The organism is Nostoc favosum CHAB5714, from assembly GCF_020829495.1.
In the GTDB taxonomy this organism is placed as follows: domain Bacteria; phylum Cyanobacteriota; class Cyanobacteriia; order Cyanobacteriales; family Nostocaceae; genus Nostoc; species Nostoc favosum.
In genome coordinates, this window is the sequence record NZ_JAIVFQ010000014.1 from 12,808 (window position 1) to 37,492 (window position 24,685).

19 protein-coding genes and 1 pseudogene are annotated in these 24,685 nt (G+C 41.9%); 6 read left to right on the top strand and 14 right to left on the bottom strand.

Annotation, left to right across the window (positions count from 1 at the left end):
* The first annotated feature begins 574 nt into the window (after positions 1–574).
* Positions 575–835 carry a photosystem I reaction center subunit PsaK gene (gene psaK / locus LC586_RS12140; RefSeq protein WP_229484790.1) on the top strand — a complete coding sequence of 87 codons (261 nt, stop codon included), beginning with the start codon at positions 575–577 and terminating at the stop codon, positions 833–835.
* A gap of 204 nt (positions 836–1,039) precedes the next feature.
* On the opposite strand, the gene LC586_RS12145 is transcribed toward psaK, so the two are convergent.
* The 4 genes from LC586_RS12145 to hemN all read right to left on the bottom strand — a co-directional run bounded on the left by LC586_RS12145 (position 1,040) and on the right by hemN (position 5,608).
* Complete coding sequence (locus LC586_RS12145) at positions 1,040–1,780, bottom strand: DUF3891 family protein (protein WP_229484791.1); 741 nt, start codon at positions 1,778–1,780, stop codon at positions 1,040–1,042.
* 713 nt (positions 1,781–2,493) lie between these two features.
* Entirely contained in the window at positions 2,494–3,186 is a 693-nt protein-coding gene (locus LC586_RS12150) for a manganese catalase family protein (protein WP_229484792.1), read from the bottom strand.
* Between the two features lie 153 nt (positions 3,187–3,339).
* Positions 3,340–3,618 carry a GlsB/YeaQ/YmgE family stress response membrane protein gene (locus LC586_RS12155; protein WP_229484793.1) on the bottom strand — a complete coding sequence of 93 codons (279 nt, stop codon included), beginning with the start codon at positions 3,616–3,618 and terminating at the stop codon, positions 3,340–3,342.
* Positions 3,619–4,225: 607 nt separating this feature from the next.
* On the bottom strand, positions 4,226–5,608 hold the full coding sequence (gene hemN, locus LC586_RS12160) for an oxygen-independent coproporphyrinogen III oxidase (RefSeq protein ID WP_229484794.1): 1,383 nt from the start codon (positions 5,606–5,608) through the stop codon (positions 4,226–4,228).
* A gap of 610 nt (positions 5,609–6,218) precedes the next feature.
* On the opposite strand from hemN, the gene acsF reads away from it, so the two are divergent.
* On the top strand, positions 6,219–7,295 hold the full coding sequence (gene acsF / locus LC586_RS12165; RefSeq protein ID WP_229484795.1) for a magnesium-protoporphyrin IX monomethyl ester (oxidative) cyclase: 1,077 nt from the start codon (positions 6,219–6,221) through the stop codon (positions 7,293–7,295).
* A gap of 495 nt (positions 7,296–7,790) precedes the next feature.
* Here the strand turns inward: acsF and LC586_RS12170 are convergent, their stop codons facing one another.
* From LC586_RS12170 to LC586_RS12185, 4 genes and pseudogenes are all read right to left on the bottom strand, one after another.
* Positions 7,791–8,756 carry an MvdD family ATP-grasp ribosomal peptide maturase gene (locus LC586_RS12170; RefSeq protein WP_229484796.1) on the bottom strand — a complete coding sequence of 322 codons (966 nt, stop codon included), beginning with the start codon at positions 8,754–8,756 and terminating at the stop codon, positions 7,791–7,793.
* Positions 8,757–8,833: 77 nt separating this feature from the next.
* Positions 8,834–9,838: an MvdC family ATP-grasp ribosomal peptide maturase gene (locus tag LC586_RS12175; RefSeq protein WP_229484797.1), complete on the bottom strand. Its 1,005-nt coding sequence runs from the start codon at positions 9,836–9,838 to the stop codon at positions 8,834–8,836.
* A gap of 159 nt (positions 9,839–9,997) precedes the next feature.
* A complete protein-coding gene (locus LC586_RS12180; protein ID WP_229484798.1) occupies positions 9,998–10,285 on the bottom strand; it encodes a microviridin/marinostatin family tricyclic proteinase inhibitor in 288 nt (95 codons plus the stop codon).
* Positions 10,286–10,446: 161 nt separating this feature from the next.
* A pseudogene (locus LC586_RS12185) lies at positions 10,447–10,542 on the bottom strand (transposase); the annotation flags it as partial.
* A gap of 518 nt (positions 10,543–11,060) precedes the next feature.
* Between LC586_RS12185 and LC586_RS12190 the strand changes: the two are divergent.
* Positions 11,061–13,304, top strand: a complete 2,244-nt coding sequence (locus LC586_RS12190) for a DUF1796 family putative cysteine peptidase (RefSeq protein ID WP_229484799.1) — start codon at positions 11,061–11,063, stop codon at positions 13,302–13,304.
* 705 nt (positions 13,305–14,009) lie between these two features.
* Here LC586_RS12190 and LC586_RS12195 read toward each other — a convergent pair.
* The 3 genes from LC586_RS12195 to LC586_RS12205 all read right to left on the bottom strand — a co-directional run bounded on the left by LC586_RS12195 (position 14,010) and on the right by LC586_RS12205 (position 17,905).
* Positions 14,010–15,488, bottom strand: a complete 1,479-nt coding sequence (locus LC586_RS12195) for an amidase (protein ID WP_229484800.1) — start codon at positions 15,486–15,488, stop codon at positions 14,010–14,012.
* Between the two features lie 134 nt (positions 15,489–15,622).
* On the bottom strand, positions 15,623–17,563 hold the full coding sequence (locus LC586_RS12200) for a pentapeptide repeat-containing protein (RefSeq protein ID WP_229484801.1): 1,941 nt from the start codon (positions 17,561–17,563) through the stop codon (positions 15,623–15,625).
* Positions 17,564–17,593: 30 nt separating this feature from the next.
* Entirely contained in the window at positions 17,594–17,905 is a 312-nt protein-coding gene (locus LC586_RS12205; protein ID WP_229484802.1) for a hypothetical protein, read from the bottom strand.
* Between the two features lie 447 nt (positions 17,906–18,352).
* Between LC586_RS12205 and LC586_RS12210 the strand changes: the two genes are divergently transcribed.
* From LC586_RS12210 to LC586_RS12215, 3 genes are all read left to right on the top strand, one after another.
* Positions 18,353–18,595, top strand: coding sequence for a hypothetical protein (locus tag LC586_RS12210; RefSeq protein ID WP_229484804.1), 243 nt, complete (start codon positions 18,353–18,355; stop codon positions 18,593–18,595).
* Between the two features lie 85 nt (positions 18,596–18,680).
* Positions 18,681–18,848, top strand: a complete 168-nt coding sequence (locus LC586_RS41865) for a type II toxin-antitoxin system RelE family toxin (RefSeq protein ID WP_369010522.1) — start codon at positions 18,681–18,683, stop codon at positions 18,846–18,848.
* A 66-nt stretch (positions 18,849–18,914) separates the two neighbouring features.
* Positions 18,915–19,136: a hypothetical protein gene (locus LC586_RS12215; protein WP_229484806.1), complete on the top strand. Its 222-nt coding sequence runs from the start codon at positions 18,915–18,917 to the stop codon at positions 19,134–19,136.
* A 414-nt stretch (positions 19,137–19,550) separates the two neighbouring features.
* Here the strand turns inward: LC586_RS12215 and LC586_RS12220 are convergent, their stop codons facing one another.
* From LC586_RS12220 to LC586_RS12230, 3 genes are all read right to left on the bottom strand, one after another.
* The gene (locus tag LC586_RS12220; protein WP_229484808.1) at positions 19,551–21,035 is read right to left on the bottom strand and encodes an acyl-CoA synthetase; all 1,485 of its coding nucleotides are present in this window, start codon (positions 21,033–21,035) and stop codon (positions 19,551–19,553) included.
* 110 nt (positions 21,036–21,145) lie between these two features.
* Positions 21,146–22,126 (bottom strand): magnesium transporter CorA family protein, encoded by a 981-nt coding sequence (locus LC586_RS12225; RefSeq protein ID WP_229484809.1) that lies wholly within the window; start codon positions 22,124–22,126, stop codon positions 21,146–21,148.
* A 471-nt stretch (positions 22,127–22,597) separates the two neighbouring features.
* On the bottom strand, positions 22,598–24,658 hold the full coding sequence (locus tag LC586_RS12230) for a serine/threonine-protein kinase (RefSeq protein ID WP_229484810.1): 2,061 nt from the start codon (positions 24,656–24,658) through the stop codon (positions 22,598–22,600).
* Between the last annotated feature and the right edge of the window lie 27 nt (positions 24,659–24,685).

The window sequence follows — 24,685 nt, forward strand, 5'->3', positions numbered from 1 at the left end:
TACTATGCCTAATATTTTTTTACATCTTCTGCCAGAAGTATACTATTAGATTAAATACAACAAATATTTAATTTCTTTAGATATAGAAAATTTTTATCTTTAGATTTCATACTTTTGATAGATGAAAATTATATTTTTTATATATAGATTATAAAACTTATAAAAATTAAAATGGCTGAAAAGGTTGTAAATACGTACTTTGAGCTTCTATACTTTCTCTTTTTCAATTCGGATTGCGATATTAATTCAGAATATCTAATACTTTTGATAGATAACTATTATAGTTCTCGTCTTGTTTGTGCAGATATAATCCCATAGATACATACATTAGTGTGAGTTTGACGAAGCGAAAAAGCAGCCGCACGCACAGCTTCTTGTAGAAAAAGTAGTTCGATAAATTAAGCTTTTTGGCGATTTTTATGTAAGTCCTGAATTTATCCCGTTGAACTCACGTTGTATTAAGTAGTGAGAATAAGTGTTAAATATTGATGCAAAATCGGGTACTTTCTGGAATTTGCTTCGGAAAGTCTCAGATTATATTTGCAATCATTAATAAATTTCAGGAGCAAATCAGGTGTTTACTTCAACCTTACTCGCTGCCGCAACCACACCTCTGCAATGGAGTCCTACCGTTGGACTGATTATAATTCTTGCCAATATCGTTGCCATTGTCATTGGCAAATCTACCATCAAGTATCCCAACGCAGAACCAAGACTACCCTCAGTCAATTTTTTAGGTAATTTTGGTTTGCCAGCCCTTTTAGCAAGTACCGCCTTTGGTCATATCTTAGGAGTGGGCGTTGTCTTAGGGCTGCATAACTTGGGAAGAATTTAGGTTTTTACCCAAATTAGCCTTTATTCGATGATTCTTTTGTCTCCAGCCTTGAGCCAGAGAGTTAGTTATCTGGCTCTTTTTTATTGAATACTAATAGCGAATAGATCCTGCTTGCAATTGATATTGAAAAGCCAGAGAAACTTTTCCAATACCAAAAGCCCCCATCGGGAGGCTTCACTTAGTGACTATGGCGGCGACAACTATCTAACTCTTAACGAATGTCCACTCTAGTGCCTTGATGGGAGCTTCTTGTAGTGCTTGAGCTAATTCGGTGCTACTTTCAAATTTTACTTGGGAGAGTTCGCAGGCTTCGACGTTGACCGTGAATTTATCGTCTTGGAAGGGCCAGGGTTTGACAACAACCAAGTTATCGCTGCGCTGCATGATGTCATAGCGCTGACCTTCAGGGCCCTTGCTAATTTCTAAAAATCGCTCATCAGCAGGTAGTTCTTGCTGACATAAGATGAGAGAAAGGCGATCGCACCATTGCATAAATGCATAGGCTGCATCAACTTCTTCCTTTTCGATGCCCAGTTCCTTGCGCCAACGTTGCTGGTTTTGAAGTTGCTCATCTAAAATTTTGTCTAGTTCTGGAAACTTACCCCGGCTTGACTCATTTAAACGGCTGATGTGCATGGAAATTAATAGAGCCACCCACCGTCCCCGGTAGCGGGCATTCTTTGCCAGATCGGCCAGTTTCTTAATACCAATCTCTACATCCTTTTTTGTGGTGAGAGTGAAGTCCAGTGGCGCACCTGCTTCAGTAAGAATGTCCTCTTCCCACTCTTTTTCTAGGTCATCGTGATGAGAAATTGCAGCGACGGTTTCATATAACCTTACTGGCGCATCTTTACGCCGCCATTGTCCTGCAAGTTGAGCTGCTAATAAAGCATGGGCGCGGTGATAAATAACTTCCCAACCATTTGGCGTAGCGTTGACAATCACAAATAAATCTCCTGATTCTTAGTTTTGATTTTGAGTTGAATTAATTTCTGAATTCAGAAACGTCGGGGTAGATTTGAAGAGGCGATCGCTCTGACTTCTTCAGTGTGACTTAATTGTGGCTTAATATTTATAGCCATTTTCAATTTAGTGTAACATAGTCCATTTATCTGAGCGCACAGATATATATCCAAAGCGCGTGTTGCGTCCAAATCAATATCAGCAAATACTGATCGGCTTAGATTCCCGACTTCTCTAAGAAATCGGGAATCTTTTAGATAAAGCTAAATTCTCCCTCAAAAATCCCTGATGTATAGCGGTTCACATTCAGATGCGGTACAACATTATATCGCCAGGTGTAGGGGCACGGCAGTGCCCATTGGTGTCAACTTAAGTCAGAGAGCTTCATTCCACAGTCATTTTACCCCACCCCTTAATCCCCTCCCCGCAAGCGGGGAGGGGAAGTTTTGGCTTTAGACAAAACTGGGGTGGGGTGACGCGGATCATGATGGGTAAGTGAGTGAACTCAATATCACATCTTTACAAGGGTTTCACGTTAAGTTGACACCTATGGGCAGTGCCGTGCCCTTACCGATGTACCTCACATAAACGAGAACCGCTATAGACAAACAGTTTAACTATTGCTAAAGAAGGTGGGCTGTTTGCCCACCTAATAATTGGGAGTTTTCAAGAAGCTCTAACTGCAATCTATGAAATTAAGAGTGACTTTCTAGCGGATTTGCAATGTATTTGAATGTTGGCTCAGAATTCCAAGGGCCACGCTCATCTTGACCATTACCGTCTGTAGATAGGTTGTAGTAAAGAGCAACAGTTTCATCTGGCTTAATATTACCAAAGAACGGATCTGTCAACTTACCCAGCGAATCTAGAGCTTTCATAAACATCTGGGTATGAGAAATTTCTCGTGTTAACAGATGGACTAAAGTCTCTTGGGTTCCTTTGTCAGTTGCCAACTTAATTAACTCTTCGTAAGTTTGACGAGCGCCAGCTTCAGCTGCAACGTTAGCTCTCAAATCACGCACTACATCTCCGCCTTCATTCAAGTAACTTGCAGTCCAAGCATTACCCTGACTATCTAGAAAATGAGGCCCAATCCCTCGGACTGCAAAGAGAGTACTTTTATAAGCCTCTGTTTGATCCGTATTCTTAGTATGAGCTTCAATGAGTTTACCAACCATTTCTAAATGGCTGAATTCCTCGATCGCAATGTCTTGAAGCATGTCTTTAATTCCAGCATTCTCGACATGGAATGATTGAACCCAATATTGAAGTGCTGCACTAAGTTCTCCAGTAGCTCCGCCAAACTGCTCTAAAAGCAACTGAGCAAAACGAGGATTTGGTTCAGTAACGTTAACTGCATGAATAGGCTCTTTTTTGTGAAAAAACATAGATTTACACTTCCAAAAATTATGATTTTACAGAATTGATAAACTATTTTATTGTCTCTTAGCATCTTTCAAGATATAGCTTCTCGAACTGGTTAACTAGAAGACCAATAAAATACAGTAGTCATGTCAGTGTTGATAACTGCCAATCAGGGATTAAGCATTGCTGCTTCTTCTGATTAATCCCCATAGATAAATAGCAACAATTGCGCCAACTACAGCCACTAAAATACCTGGAAGAGTTAAACCAGCCCCAGCCGCAGTAATTTGCAGAGTTCCTGTTCGTAGTAAGGTAAATAGACTTCCACCGACGAAAGCCCCAATAATACCCAAAATCATTGTGGAGAGAATTCCACCACCTTGATAACCAGGATAAATAGCTTTAGCAATGGCACCTGCCAAAAGTCCTAAAACTACCCAAGCAAGAATACTCATAACTGCCTCAACAATCTCACTTATATCTAAGTTATCAACTCTGATTCACAATTCTTTCTACCAGATGGGATAAATGCTAAATCCGAAAGTTAGACAAAAAACTTTACATCAAGATTAAGATGGAAATTGGCATTTATTTATAGTAGAAAAATGCTATATGAATTTTTGCCAGATAAATCAGGAGTTATTGAATACATAAGTCTAGACGTTATTTGCTCTAGAACTAGACACTAATACATTACTCAATTATATTTTTTTATATCTATCTCAAGATGTAAAAAATAATCTAACTTTTTGGTGATGCGTTAAAATAATTCGTATTTTGTAATATCATGTTCGCCTGATTGCTTATTAAACCCGAAGAACCCCACCCCGCCAAAGCTATGCTTTGTCTCCCCTAAGAGCAAGCGGGGAGGGGATTAAGGGGAGCCAGTGCGGTCTTGGGGTCTCCCCAAGTGGAGCATCTGGCGTGTGGGGCGCAATGGCTATGGAAATCATAACTAATTACCCGGACATGATATAATTCGTAATTAGTTAAATCTCCTCAACCGTTATTTTCAAGGTAGATTGAGGGGATAATAGGTAGCCGATATTTGCAAAAGTGATATCAAATGGCACGAGAGAATTTTGTCTGTCGCGTTCTTGTGTGAGTATCAAAGATGACGGCAATATTTCTGACTAGTAATCTACCGATGTCTGTAATCTGGATCTGATTTTTTGATAAATTGACTAGCCCATCGGCTTCTAATGGTTTTAACGCCTCTAGTTCCTCAGAGAAATATTCATCAAAATTGATATCATATTTGTTTTCAATGTCTTGCTTATGCAACTGAAAGTGAGACATAATACCCATGATCACATCCCGTCTGATGATGTCATTTTGAGTAAGTTTGATACCTTTGCTAACAGGTAAAGCACCTGCTGCAACTGCCTGATAATAATCTTTTAATTCCTTGTGGTTTTGAGCATAAGCATCTTCTAGCATACTGATGGATGTAGAACCAAAACCAAATAGTTCTGTCTCAGCATGGGTAGTGTAGCCCTGGAAATTGCGTTTGAGAGTGCCATTGCGTTGAGCGATCGCTAGTTCATCATTAGTTTTAGCAAAATGATCCATCCCAATAAATAGATATTGGTTATTTGTCAATTCTTCAATGGTCATTTTCAGAATTTCTAACTTTTCCTCGGCTGGGGGTAGCGCCTCTTGAGGAATATTTTTTTGCGTAGGTTTGATCCACGGTATATATGCAAAGTTAAAGACAACAATTCGGTCAGGATCTAACTCAACAGTTTTTTTCAACGTCTCCCGAAACGTTTCGCGGGTTTGATAAGGTAAACCATAAATAAGGTCTACATTCACACTTTCAAACTTGGCTTCTTTAACCCAACTCATGACATCAAATAGCATTTCTTCTGGCTGGACGCGATTTACAGCTACTTGAACTTGGCTATTAAAATCTTGAATGCCAAAACTAATCCGGTTAAACCCAATTTCTCTTAAAAAGAAAATGTAGTTTTTATCGATATAGCGGGGATTAATCTCAATTGAGATTTCTGCTTGTGGATCGATGTTGAAATGGCGATTGATGTTTTTCCATAAAAATTCTATTTGGTGACGATCCAAGTAATTAGGAGTACCGCCTCCCCAGTGGATTTGCAGCACTTTTCTATCTGGATTGATTAAAGCTGCGGTGTTTTTAATGTCTTGAGCCAAAAATTCTACATAAGGTTTGGCAATATTCTTGTTGTTGGAAATTACCGTGTTACAGCCGCAGAAATAGCAAGCACTTTGGCAAAAGGGGATGTGGAAATACAAAGAAAGAGGAGTTTTCCGTTGGTTCGAGGCTGCGATCGCGGCCTTAAAATCAGTTTCAGTAAATGTTTCGCTTAACTCTGTAGCAGGCGGGTAACTGGTGTATCTAGGTGCGCGAGTGTCGTACTTTTGAATCAGATCCAGATCAAACTTGACACCAGGTAATAGAAAAACCATTGAGTTGCTTTCCAATGAATGAGGGGAGTAGGGAGTGGGGAGTGGGGAGTAGGGGAGGCAGGGGAGGCAGGGGAGGCAGGGGAGGCAGGGGGAGCAGGGGAGACAGGGGAGGCAGGGGAGGCAGGGGGAGAATGATAAATGACTAATGACGAATGACTAAAGTCCCTAACACCCCACCCCCAACCCCTCCCCGCAAGCTCTTAGGGGAGACAAAGCCTAGCTTTGGCGGGGTGGGGTTCAAATTGTTTGATTTATGCAAGAGGTCTATTGTTATTCTAGGTTTAGAGAGGATCTGCATCACTCTATCTGGCAAGTACCACTGCCGATGTAGATCCCAACTATTTTTATTTCTCCTAAGATTATTTAACTATTAATTTATATATAACTATAAAGATATTAGTATTTATTTATGTTTTTATAATTTCTACCATTAGGCACATCCTAGTTGAGTAGTAACAAAACTGATTGGGGAATAGGCATTTAAACTCTCCTGAAACAACGGGTAATAAGTTTATTTCTCACAATTTACTCTCAATAATTTAACTGATGTCTACAAACAACTATTTATGCTTATATAACTTTTAAAGGATGAAATAATCAAAGGATTCTTATGGTTAAGTCTCTGGAAACCTCGCAACCTGAGTTGCTAAAACCAGGTGTAAAAGCGCCTGTCCAAGAAACATTATTAACACCCCGGTTTTACACCACTGACTTTGAAACTGCGGCGCAGTTGGATATTTCGTCCCAGGAAGCGGAGTTACTGGCAATTGTAGAGGAGTTACGAGCTGACTATAACCGTCATCACTTTGTCCGTGATGAAGAATTTCAGCAGTGTTGGGATCACATTGATGGGGAAACACGCGTCGCCTTTATTGACTTTTTGGAACGTTCCTGCACCTCAGAGTTTTCTGGGTTTCTGCTGTTTAAAGAGTTATCACGCCGTCTGAAAAACCGCAATCCGATTTTGGCGGATGCTTTTAATTTTATGGCGCGGGATGAAGCACGCCATGCGGGATTTTTAAATAAGTCAATGGCAGATTTTAATCTTTCCCTCGACTTAAGTTATTTAACCAAAAATCGCACTTATACCTTCTTTCCGCCAGAGTGGATTATTTACACAGTCTACCTGTCTGAGAAAATTGGCTACTGGCGCTATATCTTGGTGTATCGCCACATGGAGAAACATCCAGAACACCAAATTTATCCACTATTCCGTAAGTTTGAAAGTTGGTGTCAGGATGAAAATCGACATGGAGATTTTTTCAAAGCACTGCTGCGATCGCAACCTCAACTATGGAACAATTGGAGAGCTAGATTATGGGTGCGTTTCTTTTTGCTGAGTGTTTTTGCGACTCACACATTGACCGTATTTGAACGCGCCACGTTTTATCAATCCATTGGGATAGATCCGCGCGAATATAATACTAGAGTCATTCAAGAGACGAATAACACTGCCGCGCGGGCATTTCCTCTGATTTTGAATACAAATCATCCAGAGTTCTTCCGGCGGTTGGAAAAGTGTTCTGACCTCAATTTGAAACTAGCAGAGATTAATAACAGCAATCGCTCACCAGTTGTCAAATTCTGCCAAAAATTACCCTTGATAGCTTCCATTGTTGGGCATCTATTGCAGACTTTCCTAATTAAACCCGTTGATGCTGAATCATTGAGAGGGACAGTTCATTAACTAGTAACTGCATACATTAACTGAATCTACAAGTCTTCTTTGGGAATCTCTTCACTCGAATTCTATAAGTTATATCTTGCACTTGCCTCCTTTCCCGCCAGAGAATGAATTCTCTGGCTAATAGCGCAAGTCCACTCAAGTGGACTCAATCCTTATTCAGCCTTCTTTAGAAGATAGCCCCAGAATTCATGATAGTGCTGGCGAATTTGTAGGGAATCTAACCCATCAGCCCCATCTTAATTTCTTTAATTTCAGTGCGTTTAAACGCACTTTAGCTATTAGCCCGCAATTTATTGCAGGGCGGGAAAGCAACGCAAAACCAAGATTTTAGGGATGGGGAGTTTAACCCCTCGCAAATTGACCAACAGTATCATTCATGCTGAGGCGGTTGTTGTGGCTGGTACAAGTTCTGAGACAACTAATTGCATACTTTTCACAGCTACATATTTTAATACCAATTCTCTCTAAATTTTGAGTAGACGCCCCCTGCCCCCTTCAATTTTGTAGAACCTGTGCGATCGCCTGAGAAATCGGTAAGCCAGGACAGCGTTCTAACCAGAAAAACTCGCCAACTGGGTTAACCTCAAGAAATACATGACGACCATCAGGAGTCAAAATAATATCAATAGCTCCGTAGTTCAAACCAAATTCTGCCATGAGTTTGAGCAGTTTCTCTTCGACATCTTCTGGCAGAGTGTATGGTTCCCAAGCGTCGAGTAAGGCAATTCCCTGTTTGCGCCAATCGTAACGCGCCTGATTCAAAGCTTGAGAATCAACCGCCGCCGTCAGCACACGTTTGCCTACAATAATTGTCCGCAATTCTAATGCCTTGGGGATTTTTTCTTGAAATGTCATTGGGCAGAAACGTAATCCATCGAGGTTGTCCAGATCCTCAAATGAAATTGGATTCGTAAACACAACTTTTTCTCGTCCTTGTTCATCGTAAATAGCGAAGGAAGAGAGCATCTTTGTAATCATTCCCTCCTTACACTCTTGGGCAAATTGCTTTACTGCCACTGAATTGTTTGTAGTCAGAGTGCGTGGCGTATCTAGACCAATCTCTCGTGCTATTCGTAATTGCAGTTGCTTATTTTCGGCTCGGCGAATATTTGGCAGAGGGTCGAGATGGAAGCCTTTAATACTGGCAATCATTCCCTCAATTGTGACGCGAGATTCTTTGAGTGAGGCTTGTCTGAGTTGCTTGTCCATCGAGTCGGGAATTCTTGACCCAATTGCGATGCGGCGATACCAAACTGCTGACACTTCACTCAAATCTAATGTCTGGTCTTCAACGCTTAGAGTAACTCGCTCACTTTTAGCATAGTAAACATCTAAGGTGATTTCTGTGGGAAATCGGTCTGTGTCAAAACGAAATGCTTTCCCTCCTTGGGCTTCAATTGCCTGAATAACTAGAGGAATACTTTCGTTGTCTTGGCTGTGAGTAATGATTAAAACAGTCACGTCGCTTCGCTCCGAATTAAAAATTAAAAATTAACAAGTTCCTAAATTTATAAAAGCTGTCAGTTGGTTGTGAATTTTTAAGTAAGAGCATTTTGCTTAGGGCTTGTTGAAAGTAGTGCATCTGCGATCGCATCTGCGATCGGGTATTCCAAATCTCTTTCCAGCATCCCCCACTCTCCTGTAGGATTAATTTCTAAAAAAACGTATTCCCCTGATGGCGTTTTGATGAAGTCAAATGCTCCAAAAATCAGTCCAAACCTTGCCATAAAAGCATCCAGGCAACGGATTAGTTTATCAGGTAATTGATATGGTTGCCAGGTAAGAGCCTCTTTTGTTCCATGTCGCCAATCTTGGGTGGATGCTGCATACTCAGAGGCATCCAGTGCGCCGACAAAGAGATTACCATTCACATACACTGCGCGTAGTTCTAGCTGTTTGGGGATTTGTTCTTGAAACACAACTGGACAATAGCGCAGTGTTTCAGCATCAAGTAAGTCTTCTTCTTTAACGGCGCTGGTATACATGAAAAAAGAGGAGGCTTGCATCCCATAAGAAAGAGGTCTGAGTAGCTTGGCAACCATTTTTCCTTTAACTTCCCCAAAAAACTCTCGTGCTTGTTGAGGATTGTTGGTGACGATAGTCCGAGGTATGACAAGACCAACTTCCGATGCAATTCTCAGTTGGCGTAGCTTATTTTCAGATGCACTGATCCGTTGTAAATCATCCACCCAGGTAGCTCCCCTCAGACTGTCCCAAAAGCCATCTAAGACTGCGAGTGATTCACTAGAACAGGCTGCTTGGAATTGTGGAGCTAATTCTTTACCTAAATCAGGTTGCCAGATCCGTCGCATCCATACTGCTTGAACTTGCTCGGTGTTTAGGCAGCAAGTGCCATATTCCAGTTTATGATTGCTCCCAGAGTTACTGAAATTCGCCTCGATTTGTACTCTCATCGGAAACTTATCAGTATCAAGGCGAAATGGCTGTGCGCCTCGTTTTGATACAGCTTCTACAACTTTATCGATTGTAAAGTAATCACCACTATGGGTGATTAATAAAACCACATCACGGTCAATGTGCATAAAATATCTTTATTAGATTCTTGTATTATCAACTATTAAAAAAATGAACTTAGTTTTAATGGGAAGCCAACCCCTAAATGGAGTTGGCAAAGCTAACAGTCTTTTTATTCTAAGAATATTGTTCAAAACTGCATCTTTGGTGTACTCAAAAGTATGCAGTTATTCTATTGCCACCACATGATCATCGCCGTCTGAAGGGTACTTCTGAGTAACAGCGTATTCATCACTATCAGAGGGAGCCTTTTTCGTTACTCCATCTTCTTGATCGGATGGAAACTTCAGAGTTTGGACTAATTCATCTTTCTCCTTCTTGGTTACACCACAACTTCCACCGCTAATCGTTTCTGATTCTTTATCAGATAGGTCTTCAAAGCTTTGCCCTTCTAAAAATCTGGCAAAGAAGGGTACTGCTTGTGAATTCAGTTCTTCTGGTTTGTTTTCAGACATAATTTCTCCTACGGTTAAGTAAAGATACATATATACTCAAATCAATGATACTACATAGAATTTCATCTCTGTAAGCACAAACTTCATTTGTAATTATTTGTAATATTTATGTGAATATAGTGACTTTATTGTTCCCTTTATGGATAATTAATACCAAAATTTCAAGCTAATAAACTTTGTAATTTAAAATTTTCAAAGTTGTGAAAGCCATAGCCTAATTTTTTAATTAGCTTGAATTTATTATTAATTCCTTCGTAAGGATTCAGGTCATTCATCCCTGGTAGGTTAATCATTTGCTCTACGGGAAATCTTATCACTAGCATCGTGAAACCTAAATTTTTATATTTTAATTACAGATCAAACATTCTTACTCCAGTCTGAAAAAACTAAAAATATTTACTACGTAAGACTTTGACGCGATTATGAGATGATTTTATTCCATAAATTCAAGAATTTTTCTCTTTTTTACATAAAGGGAGCGATAGAACAGATTTAACTTAATCTTATCCTTATTTTTATTTGTTCTTAGTTGTCTCAATACTTTTAATGGAATATATTTTATTTGATAAGTATTAAATCTTCTATAAAAACCCGATTTAATTTTTGAAAAGCTTTACCACTGGTAGCCTTGAGTGTTATCAATCAGAGCTTCAGCAAATATACTTAAAAATATTAATACCGAACTCTTAAGTAGTTGTATGTGATATTGTCAAAGCAGGTTTAAGGATTCAGTCTGACCGTTTGGTATTGTACTAACTAAACCAGGATAAACTCTATGTATCGATTCCAGATCAGTGCATACACACAAACGGGTGAATCCATCGGTCTTGTCGGTTCGACTCCAGAGTTGGGACTGTGGGACATCATGAAATGTGTCCGCCTGCGTACAAGTGGCGATCGCTATCCTTTATGGTGGACAGATGAAATTGACATTCAGCAGCCTTTATCGGGCGATGGACAGAGAGTCGAATATAAGTACATACGTCTCGATGCAAACGGTAATGCCCGATGGGAGAGCTTACTAGATACAAATCGCTGGATTCCCATTGATCCTAACGATTATTCCAGCACAATTATTGTGGATGATGGCGCATTCGGTTATTTACAACCTTACCCCTTTGGACACCTTGAGGAGCCTGCTGTCAAAATGCCCGTGGAGGAAGGGGCTGAAAGGCTCAAAATTGTAGTAATTGGCAGTTCCGTCGCATTAGGTCATAAAGCCTGGTTTTTGAAAGGTTGGGTTTGGCTGTTGGCAGAGGCTTTGCAGCAAAAATATGGGCATCAACTCGTGAATGTGTCGGAAGTGGGGGCGAATGTCAGCAGAACGATCGCTCGATTTGGCTCAGTTGTCACCCCAGAACAACCGGATATCGTAATCATTGCCCTGTCTCTGGGCAACGAAGGGTTAGCCTACTGTCCCCCTCACGAACGGCGAGCAGTACAGCGACGGTTTGAAAGTGGCTTGCAGCAGCTTGTAAAAATGACGCGCGACATCGGAGCAATTCCAATTCTGGGCGGTGTCTATCCCAATGGCGACTATTCCCAGGAACATTACTGGCTGATCCGAGACACACACAACCGAATGCTAAGTTGGGGCGTGACTGTACTAGATTGGTTGGCAACTGTGGATGATGGGCAAGGACGATGGAAAGCGGGGATATCGTTTGACCCGGCTCACCCGAACACTATTGGTCACAGCCTCATGTATCAGCAGATCGACCAGCACCTCTTCGACATCGACAAAGACGAATTAGCAAAAGAAAAACAACGCTTCCGGCAACCAAACGAATTCCCCATCTACTTTGATAATGGGGGCTTTCATATCTCTGTCTGTATCGAAGAGAAGCGTTTACGGATCATTAACCCATCACAATACAGCTATACCATCGCTTCCTATTGGCAGGAACTACAAACTGCACTGCAAAGTAAGGCTGGATTGATACCGGGTATCTACATTGCGAAAGATACTCAACCAGGGACGCTCCCCTTCTTTGCTGTAGAGGATGGCGCGATCGCAACTACAATAAACATTCCCCCTGGTGCTGACCTAGAATATAGCGCTGCCTTCAATCTCTTTTCGCCGAACAACGTTTTATTCTATGACGGGCATCTGGGGATTTTGCAAGCGGACGAACGCCACCTCTGGGTAATCAACGAATCAGACAACGAGTACAATATCCAGCCAATGTGGACGGAGGTTTGCAACGCACTTAGAGCTATGCCATCGGGTATCTATGAAGATCCGCTTCATCCCGACGCCCCCTTTCGCACGATGATGATTGGCAAGGATGGGCTAGAAAGCCGGGTGAAAGCATCACCGAAGTCTGCGGTGCTGTTCCAATACAAATGCAAATTATCAGATATCAGCCGTGTGGCAATTCTTTCCCTTGGCGATCGCTGTGCCGTCCGCATGATGCTATATAAGATGGAGTATGATGGCCCCGCCTTTCCCTTTGATTTGACGCGCACCACTAATATTGCAGATGTTGCGGATGCGATCGAAAACGGTTTTGATGATATGTGGAATCCAGCCTTTCTGCACTACAGTCCCGATGCAGGCAGAATTTACCACAGTAAGTGGTCAGGTTTATCCTTTGCCCATGAAGTCGAGGAGACAGACGACCCAACGAGCGATATGTCTCCCGTCCATGAACGGATGCGCGTTCGGTACACGGCACGGTCTGAAAGGTTTTGGTACGCACTGCGGCAATGCGATAAAGTGCTTTTTGTTCGCACAGGAATTAGCGATCGCGGTGGTGTGATAGATTTAGTCAACAAGCTACAAAAACAATGCCAGGCGAAACCATTTCATCTCTTGCTTCTTTCTCCCCAAAGCGATGATGAGTTTTTAGACCTTCCCAATGTGCTGCACTACAATGTCGAGTTTAATCCCGATCGCATGTATGACGATTTGGGACATTGGATGTACTGCACAGAGGTGATGCGAAGAATTCTGGAATCTCTTGGGGTTTCTAGTAAAAACCTCTTTTGGTGTCCACCCAAAATACCGAAGGGGTGAGAAATTAGGTAGGGGCGCTCGCATTTGGTATTTCGGCGCTCGCATTTGGTATTTCGGCGCTCGCATTTGTTATTTCGGCGCTCGCATTTGTTATTTCGGCGAACTCATTTGTTATTTCGGCGAACTCATTTGCTATTTCGGCGACTGGGTTGTTTGAGTTTTTCAACTTACCGTGAGTTGGTTATAACGCAATACAGTTCAGTTAAGCATTTCTTCCTTCTCTTTGCGTCCTTTGCGTCCTTTGCGGTTCGTTAAAAAAATTGACTTTGACAAAGAGTTTTAGCCTTAAGTGAACCGTATTGGGTTATAACGCAATACGCTTGGGTTAAGGCTAGGACTCTTTTTTTTAACGAACCACAGAGGCGCAGAGGACACAGAGAGAAGAGAGAAGAGAGAGAAGAGAGAGAAGGAAAAATTGCTTAACTGAACTGTATTGGGTTATAACGCAATACGCTTGGGTTAGCGTCAAAAACCATAAACTGCGTAGGTTGGGTTGAGGAACGTAGACCCGAAGGGGCTTCCCGCAGGGTAACCCAAGCGTATTGCAATACTGCGTAGGTTTTGCCTAAAAAAGAAAAATGCGTAGGTTGAGTTGAGGAACGAAACCCAACATTTTGTGGGGTTTGTTGGGTAACGCATTGCCAAAACCTACGCAGTATTGAAGCGTATTGGGTTATAACGGTGAAGTTTAATTGCTGCCATTCCTCAATAGCCCAATGGATGGCGGAAATCACCAACCACTTTGTCAAGTTCTTGAGCGATCGCCAACAACTCCATCTCGCGCCATCGTTTGCCAACAATTTGCATCCCAATCGGTAAGTCATTGTGAGTTTGCCCAATAGGAATTACCACCGCAGGATGACCACTGAGATTAAATGGTATGGTGTAAGCTCCATTTGCCACCAGATGAGGATAGGATTTGCCCTCAATATCAATGGCGCTCCAAGCCGGACGATGGGTAAATGCAGGAGTTGCTGTCACAGGAGTGAGCCATACATCCCACCCTTCTAAAGCTTCATCGATTTGAGTAATGAAGCGATCGCGCTCGGTGAGTGTCTCGAAATATCCTCTTAGACTGGGATTCAAAAGTTCTGGGAGAAAGCTGTTGAAATTCCCCAATTTTCGGAGTTTTTTGTCGCCTTGAGTTGCCGTGCGAAAGAGTAACTCTAAAGTGCGTTTCACATTATAGCGATCTTTGGGTTGGGCGTAGTTGTTGATGTATGCTTCCATCCGCCCGTAGAGGTTCCACACTGTGGATAAATCAAAGTCTTTGGGAAGCCAGCGTTCAACATGAGTACCTGCTTGAGCAAGTTTTTGCACAACTGTCTGTACTGCGGCTCGAATTTGGGCAGCCACGGGAACCTCCACCCATTCATCAATCCAAGCAATTTTAAGATCCTGCAAAGACTTGCCAGATGGAGTATCAAGGGGAAGCGGTGGCACATCTGGGCGACGCAAATCTGCACCAGCGATTAGTGAAAAACAAAGGCGAATATCTTCGAGCGATCGCGCAAAACAGCCAATAGTCAACATTTGTCGCAAACATAGCGGCATTCCCGGTACTTCAGGAATACTTCCGGCAGTGGAAATACGGCGATCTGTTGGCTTTAAACCATACACACCACAGAAAGTTGCAGGTTGGCGCACGGAACCCGCAATATCGTTGCCTATATCTAATGGTGAAAGTCCGGCTGCAACCGCAGCAGCACTGCCTCCAGAACTGCCGCCTGCTGTGTAGTCAAGATTCCAGGGATTATTTACCCGTGGAAACAGAGAATTTGTACTTTGAAAATCACCAGCCAGTTCTGCCATGTTCGTTTTGCCAAGGATAACGGCTCCTGCTGCCCGTAGCCTTGCAACAACGGTGGCATCCTGTTGAGGAATGTAGTCTTTGAGAGGAATGTAACCTGCTGTGGTACGGAGTCCTACTGTTTCAAAAATGTCTTTGATCGTCACAGGAACACCGTGCAGAGCGCCCCAGTGTTCTCCTCTAGCTAGGGCTTCATCCGCAAGCTTTGCTCTGGTACGAGCATTGTCTTCGTCTAATGTGCAAATTGCATTCAACTTTGAGTTGTGCTTAAAAATCTGCGCCAGGTAAGCATCAAACACTTCGATAGCAGAGACATGGCGAGCGCAAATCATCTGAGCAAGTTGATGAGCGGGTAGAAAAACTAAGTCACTCATAGGTCGATTTCACCTCATTTGTCGGACTCCCAGGCTTGATCAAGTTAATTATATTTATTTAAATTGAAGAATTTGCACAGTTTAAAACTTCAGGTCTAATTGGGCGTTGACGATGCTATCGGTAAAGCGATAAATTATCCCAAACCGAATAATTTAGAAATTGCAGGCAATAATTTATTACCAGCTTCCACCAGCGAAGCAACAGCAGGTAAGCCTGTGAATATCCCTTTCAACATTGTGATTGCCGTTTTTGCCGTCTTTTGTTTGGTGGATTCTTGGGGATTTTTACCCGCTTCTGCTAAAGCCTTCACCTGTTCGAGTGCATCAGCTTTCTCTTCTTCTGGCAAATATGTGGATTGTATGATTGCATCTTGCAACTGCGACAATAATTCTTTAATTCCTGGTTTCTCGGCATCGGTTGCATCAGGTAACTGATTGAGGGCAATACTCACGTTACCGCTAATGGTTCCTAGATTAGCAATAGAATTATTGCCAGCGATACCGCTAACATTACTGCTACCTTCAATATTGATGCCACTGATATCTGACATGTTGGTATCTCCTTGTGTATAAAATTTCGGCTGCCCAAGTGCAGTTGTAATCATATTTTTTAAATCACTAATATAACTATCTTTTTCTATCAGCAATAATTGCTGACTCTGCGATAAAGCTTTAAGTTGATTATAGTCATCAAAATATTCTGCACTCAGTTGAGATTTATCGCTACCTGCTGCGGTTTTGGCTCTGAGCAAGATTTTATCATCGCCGCGTTTCTCCATTGCCACGATTTCTAACTCGGCTTCGGGATGGTTTTCGGCAAGGTTTTTGAAGGCGATCGCAACAGCGCGAGGGTCAACGCCTTGATTATGATAAAGGTCGAGGGTGTCAAAAATTGGCTTGATAAAGTTGGCAAAATCCCCGTCTGCAAATACCTCTTGTTTATTATCAGGTTTGCGGAGGGGGTCGGGGTCTTCTTTGGTGGGTAAGCGCATGAAGATATATTCACACCTCACCCCATGCAATTTAGTTGTATTTGTAATGCCCCAATCTTCGATGTACGCGCCTGTGAGATTTGCACCAGTTAAATCGGTTGCATCTAGTTGCGTTTGCTTCAGTTTTGCTCTTGACAAATCGGCATCTTGCAAATTGGCTTCACTGAGATCAGCACCAATAAAGCTGGCATCTGCTAGGTTAGCTTTTTGTAAGTTGATACACCGCAGGTTTTCACGGTAAAAATTCTTATCCTGTCCCTGTCCTGTAACCAGCAGTTGACGTACTTGTGAGTTTTGAAGATAAGTTGAGCCAGGACGAACACGGTCAAGCATTCTGGCTTGATGCCAACGGCTACAGATAAGAATAGTGTTTCGTAAATCTGTACTTTTGAGTGTGGCTTGGGTGAAATCAGCATTGGTTAAATTAGCGCCACGAAAACTTGTACCTCCTGTTGCAGCAAAAGCGATCGCAATATTACGAATTAAGGAGTGTTTTTGATCTCCTTTCATGGCTCGCCAGCTGATATAGATACTAAATAACGTTCCGGCTCCGGCGAAGGCGAGGGCGAAGGCGACGGCTCCGGCGAAGGCGAGGGCGAGGGCGACGGCGAAGGCGAGGGCGACGGCGAAGGCGAAGGCGAGGGCGACGGCGAAGGCGAAGGCGAGGGCGACGGCGAAGGCTCCGATTCCGGCGACGGCGAAGGCGAGGGCGACGGCGACGGCTCCTAAACCAGCTATTATTCCTTGGCGAATCGTGATGAATAAAAAGACAATCAATGTGATTAGAGCAACCCAGCCCCTAATCTGCTCTTCACTGGATAAGTGAAATATCAGCGACACATAGTAACCATTGACAGCCCAGAAAAGTCCTGACAGTCCCGACAATAAGAATGAGACAATAACTAAACCAATTGCCCAATGTCGTTGCAGTCCAGCTTTGGCGTGGCTGAAGTTTGCCCCTGTCAGGTTGGCGTTGGTGAAGTTTGCCCCACGGATGTCGGCATAGCTAAAGTTTGCATCCGCAAGGTCTTGTCCTTTGAAGTTGCGTCCTCGGAGATTTTGACCGGAGAAGTCTAAAGCCATGTTCCACTTTACGGAGGTGAGCAAATTTTACTACACGCTTACCCCTGTAAGTTCAGGAATGGTTAGATATTTTTCATTAATGGAGTTCAAAGACTCGTTCACAAGTATAAAAGGCTCATTAATGGAGTTCAAAGACTCGTTCACGAGTATAAAAGACTCGTTAACGGAGTTCAAAGGCTCATTCACGAGTATAAAAGACTCGTTAACGGAGTTCAAAGACTCATTCACGAGTATAAAAGACTCGTTAACGGAGTTCAAAGACTCATTCACGAGTATAAAAGACTCGTTGACGGAGTTCAAAGACTCGTTCACGAGTATAAAAGACTCGTTAACGGAGTTCAAAGCTTCATTAATGGAGTTATCATGTCCGGTTGCTTAGTTGCTAAACCCCAGAAACCCACCCCGCCAACCCCACCCCTTACTCCCCTCGCCTTAGTAACTACGGTGTAGACACAAGTCTTGTCGCAGCCATATCTTTATTAATTAATAAATCTCGCACTGCGTTTCTATCCCGCCTCGGAATGAATTCCGAGTCTCATAGCCCAAGTCCACTTAAGTGGACTAAATTGATTATTCAGTCCACTTAAGTGGACTTCAGCTATTAGCCCTGAACTTTAGTTCTGGGCGGGATGTTAGTAAGTGTGACAGTTTAACTCTGAAAAAATGTGGCTAAAATATCGCTTTCAGCTTGTTAATATTTTATGTACTAAAGTGCCGCTAGCTCAGAAAAACTATAGCCGAGTTTATTATGTAGATAGTATTTAAAGAGCATTGAGTGTAAAGATAACAATGGAATCAAAGCAAGATGACATTACTATTCTTCAACAAGCACAGAAGCGTTTACGGCGACTGTCTCCAGAAAGGCTGCGGGTAGTGAGTGATTTTCTGGCTGCTCTAGAAGAAAAAGAAGAACATGAGGCGACGGCGGAACTTTTGAATATCCCTGGTTTTGAGCAAGCTTTGCGCGAAGCTATGCAAGAAGCTGAGGCTGGGGAAGTGGTGTCATTTGACAGTATTCGTCGTCATGTATGAACTTGTACTGACTCGCAAAGCACAGAAGTTTTATCAAGAAGTAGATGCATCACTAGCGGAACGACTAAACCGTTGTTTTGACTAACTGCAACAGAATGCTTATGAACATCCAAACATTAAGCGGCTCAAAGGTGATTTCGCGGGTCTTTTTCGTTATCGAGTTGGTGTCTGGCGAGTTGTTTATAAGGTGGATGAAGAACAGCAACTAATTACTATTTTACTGATAGCCCATCGGAGCAATGTATATCGGTGAGTGTGTGGTGTATGTCAAGTATTAATGTGGAGATAAGCACGATAATTTGCATTATAGAAACTACTGATGAACCGCTCGAAAATAATTGCCATTCTTACAGGTGCAATTTCTGTCATTTTAGCGATCGCCTACCTGATCTTAGTCCAACTGCTGGACTACCGCGACATGAAACCCGCTCCTATCAACCAATTTGACGAAGCACCTGCGTTAGCGATCGCGCAGCCTTCCGAAGGAAAGCTTACCATTCGCGTAGCGTCTCGTAGAGAGGGTATCGCTATCTATCACTAGCAGATTAATAAAATAATGCAAACATAAATTACATTTAGTCGATTTGTAGAGACGCAATCAATTGCATCTCTTGTTATTTATAATTAGGACTTATATCATGTCCGCTTGATTACTTATTAAACCCGAAGAACCCCACCCCGCCAAAGCTATGCTTTGTCTCCCCTCCCCGCAAGCGGGGAGGGGTTGGGGGTGGGGTGTAATGACTGTGGTTAGCGTAACTATTTATGCGGACATGATATTACGCACAGCTAATGAAAAACGAACCACAGAGAAGCCAGTGCGCCCTTGCGGTTCCCCGACTTGTTCGCGCAGCGTCTCCCCTTGGGAGAAGCAACTGGCGCGACGCAGAGGTCACGGAGGAATGAGAGTTTGAGAGGGTTTTTGCGTAAGTCCTAATAATATTTACGATCGCTATCAGCAAAATAACTCAACCACGGTTGGCTTAGTCACTTTCCCCATAGCGTTGCGCGGTAATTCTTCAACTATCAAAATTTGGGTTGGCACTTTATAAACTGCCAATCGCTCTTTTGCCCAACTCCTGAAAGCTTCTAACGTTAAAGGTTGTGACCCTTGCAATACTAACGCCGCACAAACCCGTTCACCCCACTCTAAATCAGCAACCCCAACCACTGCACATTCCTGAATATCTGGATGCGATCGCAATACTTCTTCAATTTCTAGAGCCGAAACTTTATACCCTCCCGTTTTGATAATATCCACACTCATCCGGCCCAAAATGCGGTAGTTGCCATTCTCAACTACGGCGGTGTCTCCAGTACAAAACCAGCCATCTTGGAAGGCTTTGGCGGTTGCTTGAGGGTTTTGCCAATATTCTATAAACACTCCAGGCCCTTTAACTTGAATCTCTCCTGGTGTTCCGGCTGGAACTAACTCCCCGTTCTCATCTACTAATCTCACTTCAACTTCAGGTAGTGGCTTCCCCACATATCCAGACAACCGTTCACCGTGTAAAGGGTTCGATAACGCCATCCCAATTTCAGTCATACCATAGCGCTCAAGCAGAAAATGCCCGCTAATGCTCTGCCACTTTTCTAAAACTTGAACTGGTAACGCTGCCGAGCCAGAAACCATCAGGCGCATCTTAGCACAGCCTTCTGACATAGTTTTTTGGCGTTCCTTAGAGGCAGTTTCCCAAGCAGCAATTAGTTTTACATAAATTGTTGGTACTGCCATAAATAGGGTTAAGTCACCGTCACAAATTCGGTTCCAAACGGTTTCGGCATCAAACTTGCTCAATATATGACACTCCGCCCCAGCCCATAAAGCACAAGTCAGTACGTTAACAATTCCATGAATATGATGTAGTGGCAGTATATGTAAAATGCGATCATCGGATGTCCATTCCCAAGCGGTAGTTAAGCTAGTCACTTGCGCTTGAATATTTAGATGGGTTGTAACCACACCCTTTGGTTTACCTGTTGTACCGCTAGTGTAGAGAATTAAGGCGCGTCTAGTGACATCTACTTCTGGAAGACGGCCAACATTATATGGGAGCGTTTCTGAGGTGAGGATGAATCTCAAATTGTGTTCTTGGGCGAGCGATCGCAGTATACCCTCAAAATTAGGATGAGCAATAATAATCGATGCTCCAGAATTGGTAATTACATACTCCAATTCTGGTCGCGGATGGGAAATACACAGAGGTACAGCGATACCACCAGCACGCCAAATTCCCCATTGAGTAGCTACATACTCAAACCCAGGCGGGATGAGAAAGGCAACTCGCTGCTCCTGTAAATCTTCTGCATTCTTAAGAAGACCTGTTGCTATTTGACTGGAAGTGTGCAGCAAATCTCGATAGGTAAATGCTCCATCCGTTGTAGCAATTGCTGTTTTATCGTTGTGTTCTTCAGCACGAATAATCAATGGGAGATTCACGTTTATTTACCGATTTAGGGTTGATTCAGTCTACTTATAGAAAGCATATAGCAATGCCAAACGAGAGGTAAATTTTACGATTCCACCAATAGTCTGTAACCTGAAAGACGTTACAACCAACGTTGTTTTTTAGCATAAGCAATACTACCAATCACAATTAATGCCATAACGCAGATTACAGCAGGATAAGCCCAAGGTTGCTCTAATTCCGGCATATATTTGAAGTTCATGCCATAGAAACCAGACATAAAAGTAATTGGTAAAAATATAGTCGAGAGGATAGTCAAACGATTAATTCGTTCACCGGTTTTGCTAGCAATATTATCGCGTTGAATTTCCATTAATTCTGACATCCAGGCTCTCAACGCTTGATATTCTTGCCAAAGTTTATCAACGTGATGAACTAATTCTTGATTGAATAGTTCCTTCACTGGTTGGGCAATCCATTGGAAATCTTCGTGATCCATAATAGCCATAAGTGACTTGATGCTTTGAAAATTACGGCGTCCTGAACGAGTCGATTGCCTCATCGTGGCAATTTTTTGGTATGTTAATTCATCACCAGAATTATCTAAAACTTCATCTTCTAAATCATCAAGTTTTCTGGAAATATAGTCAAATACAGTATGGTAATTATTCAAAACCTCTTTAAAAATGAGATAAAAAACATAGCTAATTCCTACGCTTTCAATATCTCTAGTTCGTTTTTGCAGATTATTCGCTAGAATACTTAAAACTTTTAATTCAGTGATTTCAAAGGTGATAATAAAATTATTTCCTAGCACAATATTGCCACGAGCAACCTCAAACTCATGATTTTTTATTTGAGGAGTTAGGATTTCATAGCTGTCAAATAAACAATCTTCTACGTCTTCATCAACTCCTACAGGGGAATGGTTGAAAATCATATTAACACGAGATGGATTAAGACCAAAGTGCTTAATAATTTTGGCTGTTCCAGTCCGATCGCGGAAGTAAATACAGCGCAACCAAATATTGTGAGAACTATCGATTTGTTTCAGTACCGTATCGACATGATTGCTGGTAAATAATTCCAGGTTGTCTGGATGAAAAGTGAGGAGAGTTAGCATATAGCCATCCTAATTGAGTCGTAAGAAAATACTATGACTCATGTTGAGCGATAATTTATTTGACTACAAGGACACATAAACTGTCAAAGCTTACGGTTTATGACGGTGAATAGACATATTGCAATTCGTTTGGTATTAATGATATTTTACCCCGGAAGATCCCCCCAACCCTTCTTAAAAAAGCTTGCTCTAATTCCCTCCTTTTTAAGGCATACGCTTGGGTTAAGGCTAAAACTCATTGTCAAAGTCATTTTTTTTAACAAACCTTATTAGGCGCAGAGAAGCCAGTGCGTTGGGCGGGTTCCCCGACTTGAAGCAACTGGCGCGGCGCTGAGAGAAAAAAGAAATGCTTAACTGAACTTTATTGCTTTTTAAGGAGGGTTAGGGAAGATCAAGCCTTAACTCAGGCGTATTAGGCTAATGGTATAAAAGGGATAGTCTTAAAATGGTATTAGTGTATTGAGTCATAGCTCAATTTTTTTCTCTTTTCCCAGATTTAGGGCGGGTAGCTTTCGCTGGTGCTGACTTATTTTGTAGAATTGCAATTTCCCTCTGTGCATCTTGATAACTATCTTTTTCACCTTGCTGTTGGAATAGTTTTGCAGCTTTTTTGAAATCCGCGATCGCTCCCTGTTTATTTTTCTGCTTGGTGCGAATCACACCCCGGTTATAGTAGGCTAAGGCATTGTTAGGATTAATTGCGATCGCTCGTGAATAATCTTGATTTGCAGCTTTTTTATTTCCTAGTTCGAGATAGGCATTACCACGGTTGTTATAAGCTGCTACATCATTAGGATTTAGTTTTAGTGCTTCGGTATAATCTTCAATAGCGCCTTTATAATCTCCAAATGAAAAGCGGTGAATACCTCTGTGGATGTAAGCCGCACTAAATTTAGGATCAATCTGTAAAATAGTGTTGTAATCTTCAGTAGCTTCGAGGTTATCTCCCAGATCGCTGTAAACATCACCACGATTAAGATAGGCTTCTATGTATTTGGGATTTATGTTAATTGCGTCCGTGTAATCTTTCAGCGCTGCATATTTTTGTTTATTAATAGATTGAGTTAAACCCCTTTGATAATAAGCTTTAGCATCACTAGGATTAATCTTAATTACTGTATCAAAATCTTGGATTGCTTCAAGTCTTTGTCTGAGGCGACGGCGAAGAATTCCTCGTTGCAAGTAAGCTTCGGTATACTGAGGCTTGAGAGCGATCGCTTTGTTAAAATCTCCAATTGCGCCTTTATTATCCTTCAGTTGAGTACGGGCTAACCCCCGGCCATAGTAAGCATAAGCATCCTGAGAATTTAACTTAATCGCTTGGGTATAGTCTGCGATCGCTTCTTTGTACTTGCCTAATTCAGACAAAGCAAATCCTCGGTCAAAATAGGCATTAGCATCTTGAGGGTTGAGCAAAATAGCTTGGCTAGAATCTGCTTGTGCTTGCTCGTAGTCTCCTAATCGATAATAAGCATCACCTCGCTTATTATAAGCCAGAGCATTTTTTGGATCTAATTCAATCGCCTGATTGAAATCTTCAACTGCACCTTCATAGTTTCCTGCATCATATTTATTGACCCCCTCTTGGTATAATGTCTGTTGAGCATCACTTACAGGTTTTGGCGACCTCAATTGCCATGCTCCAACGCCAAGTATGATACAGCCAGCTACCCCCGTCAGAACTAGTAATAATTTTTTCTGATGCTGTTTTTGCTGATTGTGATCAACATTTGTTATCTTTTTCAGGTCGTCTAAAACTTCGGTAGCATATTGATAGCGTTTACGATAGTCAAAACGCACCATCTTATTAATAATTATTGCTAATTTTCTGTTAACTTTTAGCTTTTTGTTATACCAAACGATTTCATCTGTCAGCCGATTTTTCTGAGTTCGCAAGTTAGATATTTCGTTTCCAGATAAACCTAGAAGCGCTGCGATCGCAACGATACCTAAAGCATATATATCGCTGTTGTATTTGAGATTGCCGTTAACTTGTTCTATCGGCATATATTCCAGATTGTTAACGGTATTAGTTATGGCTCCATTAAAAGCGCCAAAGTTAACCAAAACTAACTTTTTGTCTGATTCACGGCGAATAATATTTGCTGGTTTAATATCCCGATGAATCACGCCATCGCTATGTACAATCACCAAAATTTCTAATATCTCTGATAAAAGACTAATTACTTGGTCTTCCCTCAGAGGTTGCCCCTGGATAATTTCGTGAGTTAAAGGATTACCGGGGATGAATTCTTGGACTATATAGAATTCTTCATTCTCTTCAAAATAAGCAATTAGCTTTTGAATTTTCTCGTGTTTCTGTCCTAGTTTTTCTAAAGTTGCTGCAAGACTCGCAACCAAGCGGCGTAATATTGTTAAATTTTCAGGATTGCTACTAGCAGGACGTAACTGCTTTACTAGAAATTGGCTGCCAGGAAAATTAACATCTTCAGCTAGATACGTTTTCCCCTTTTCACCATCATTGAGAATTTTTAGTATTCGATAATGTCCATTTAGTAAATGACTATTCATTAAATAATTCGTAATTCGTAATGACGC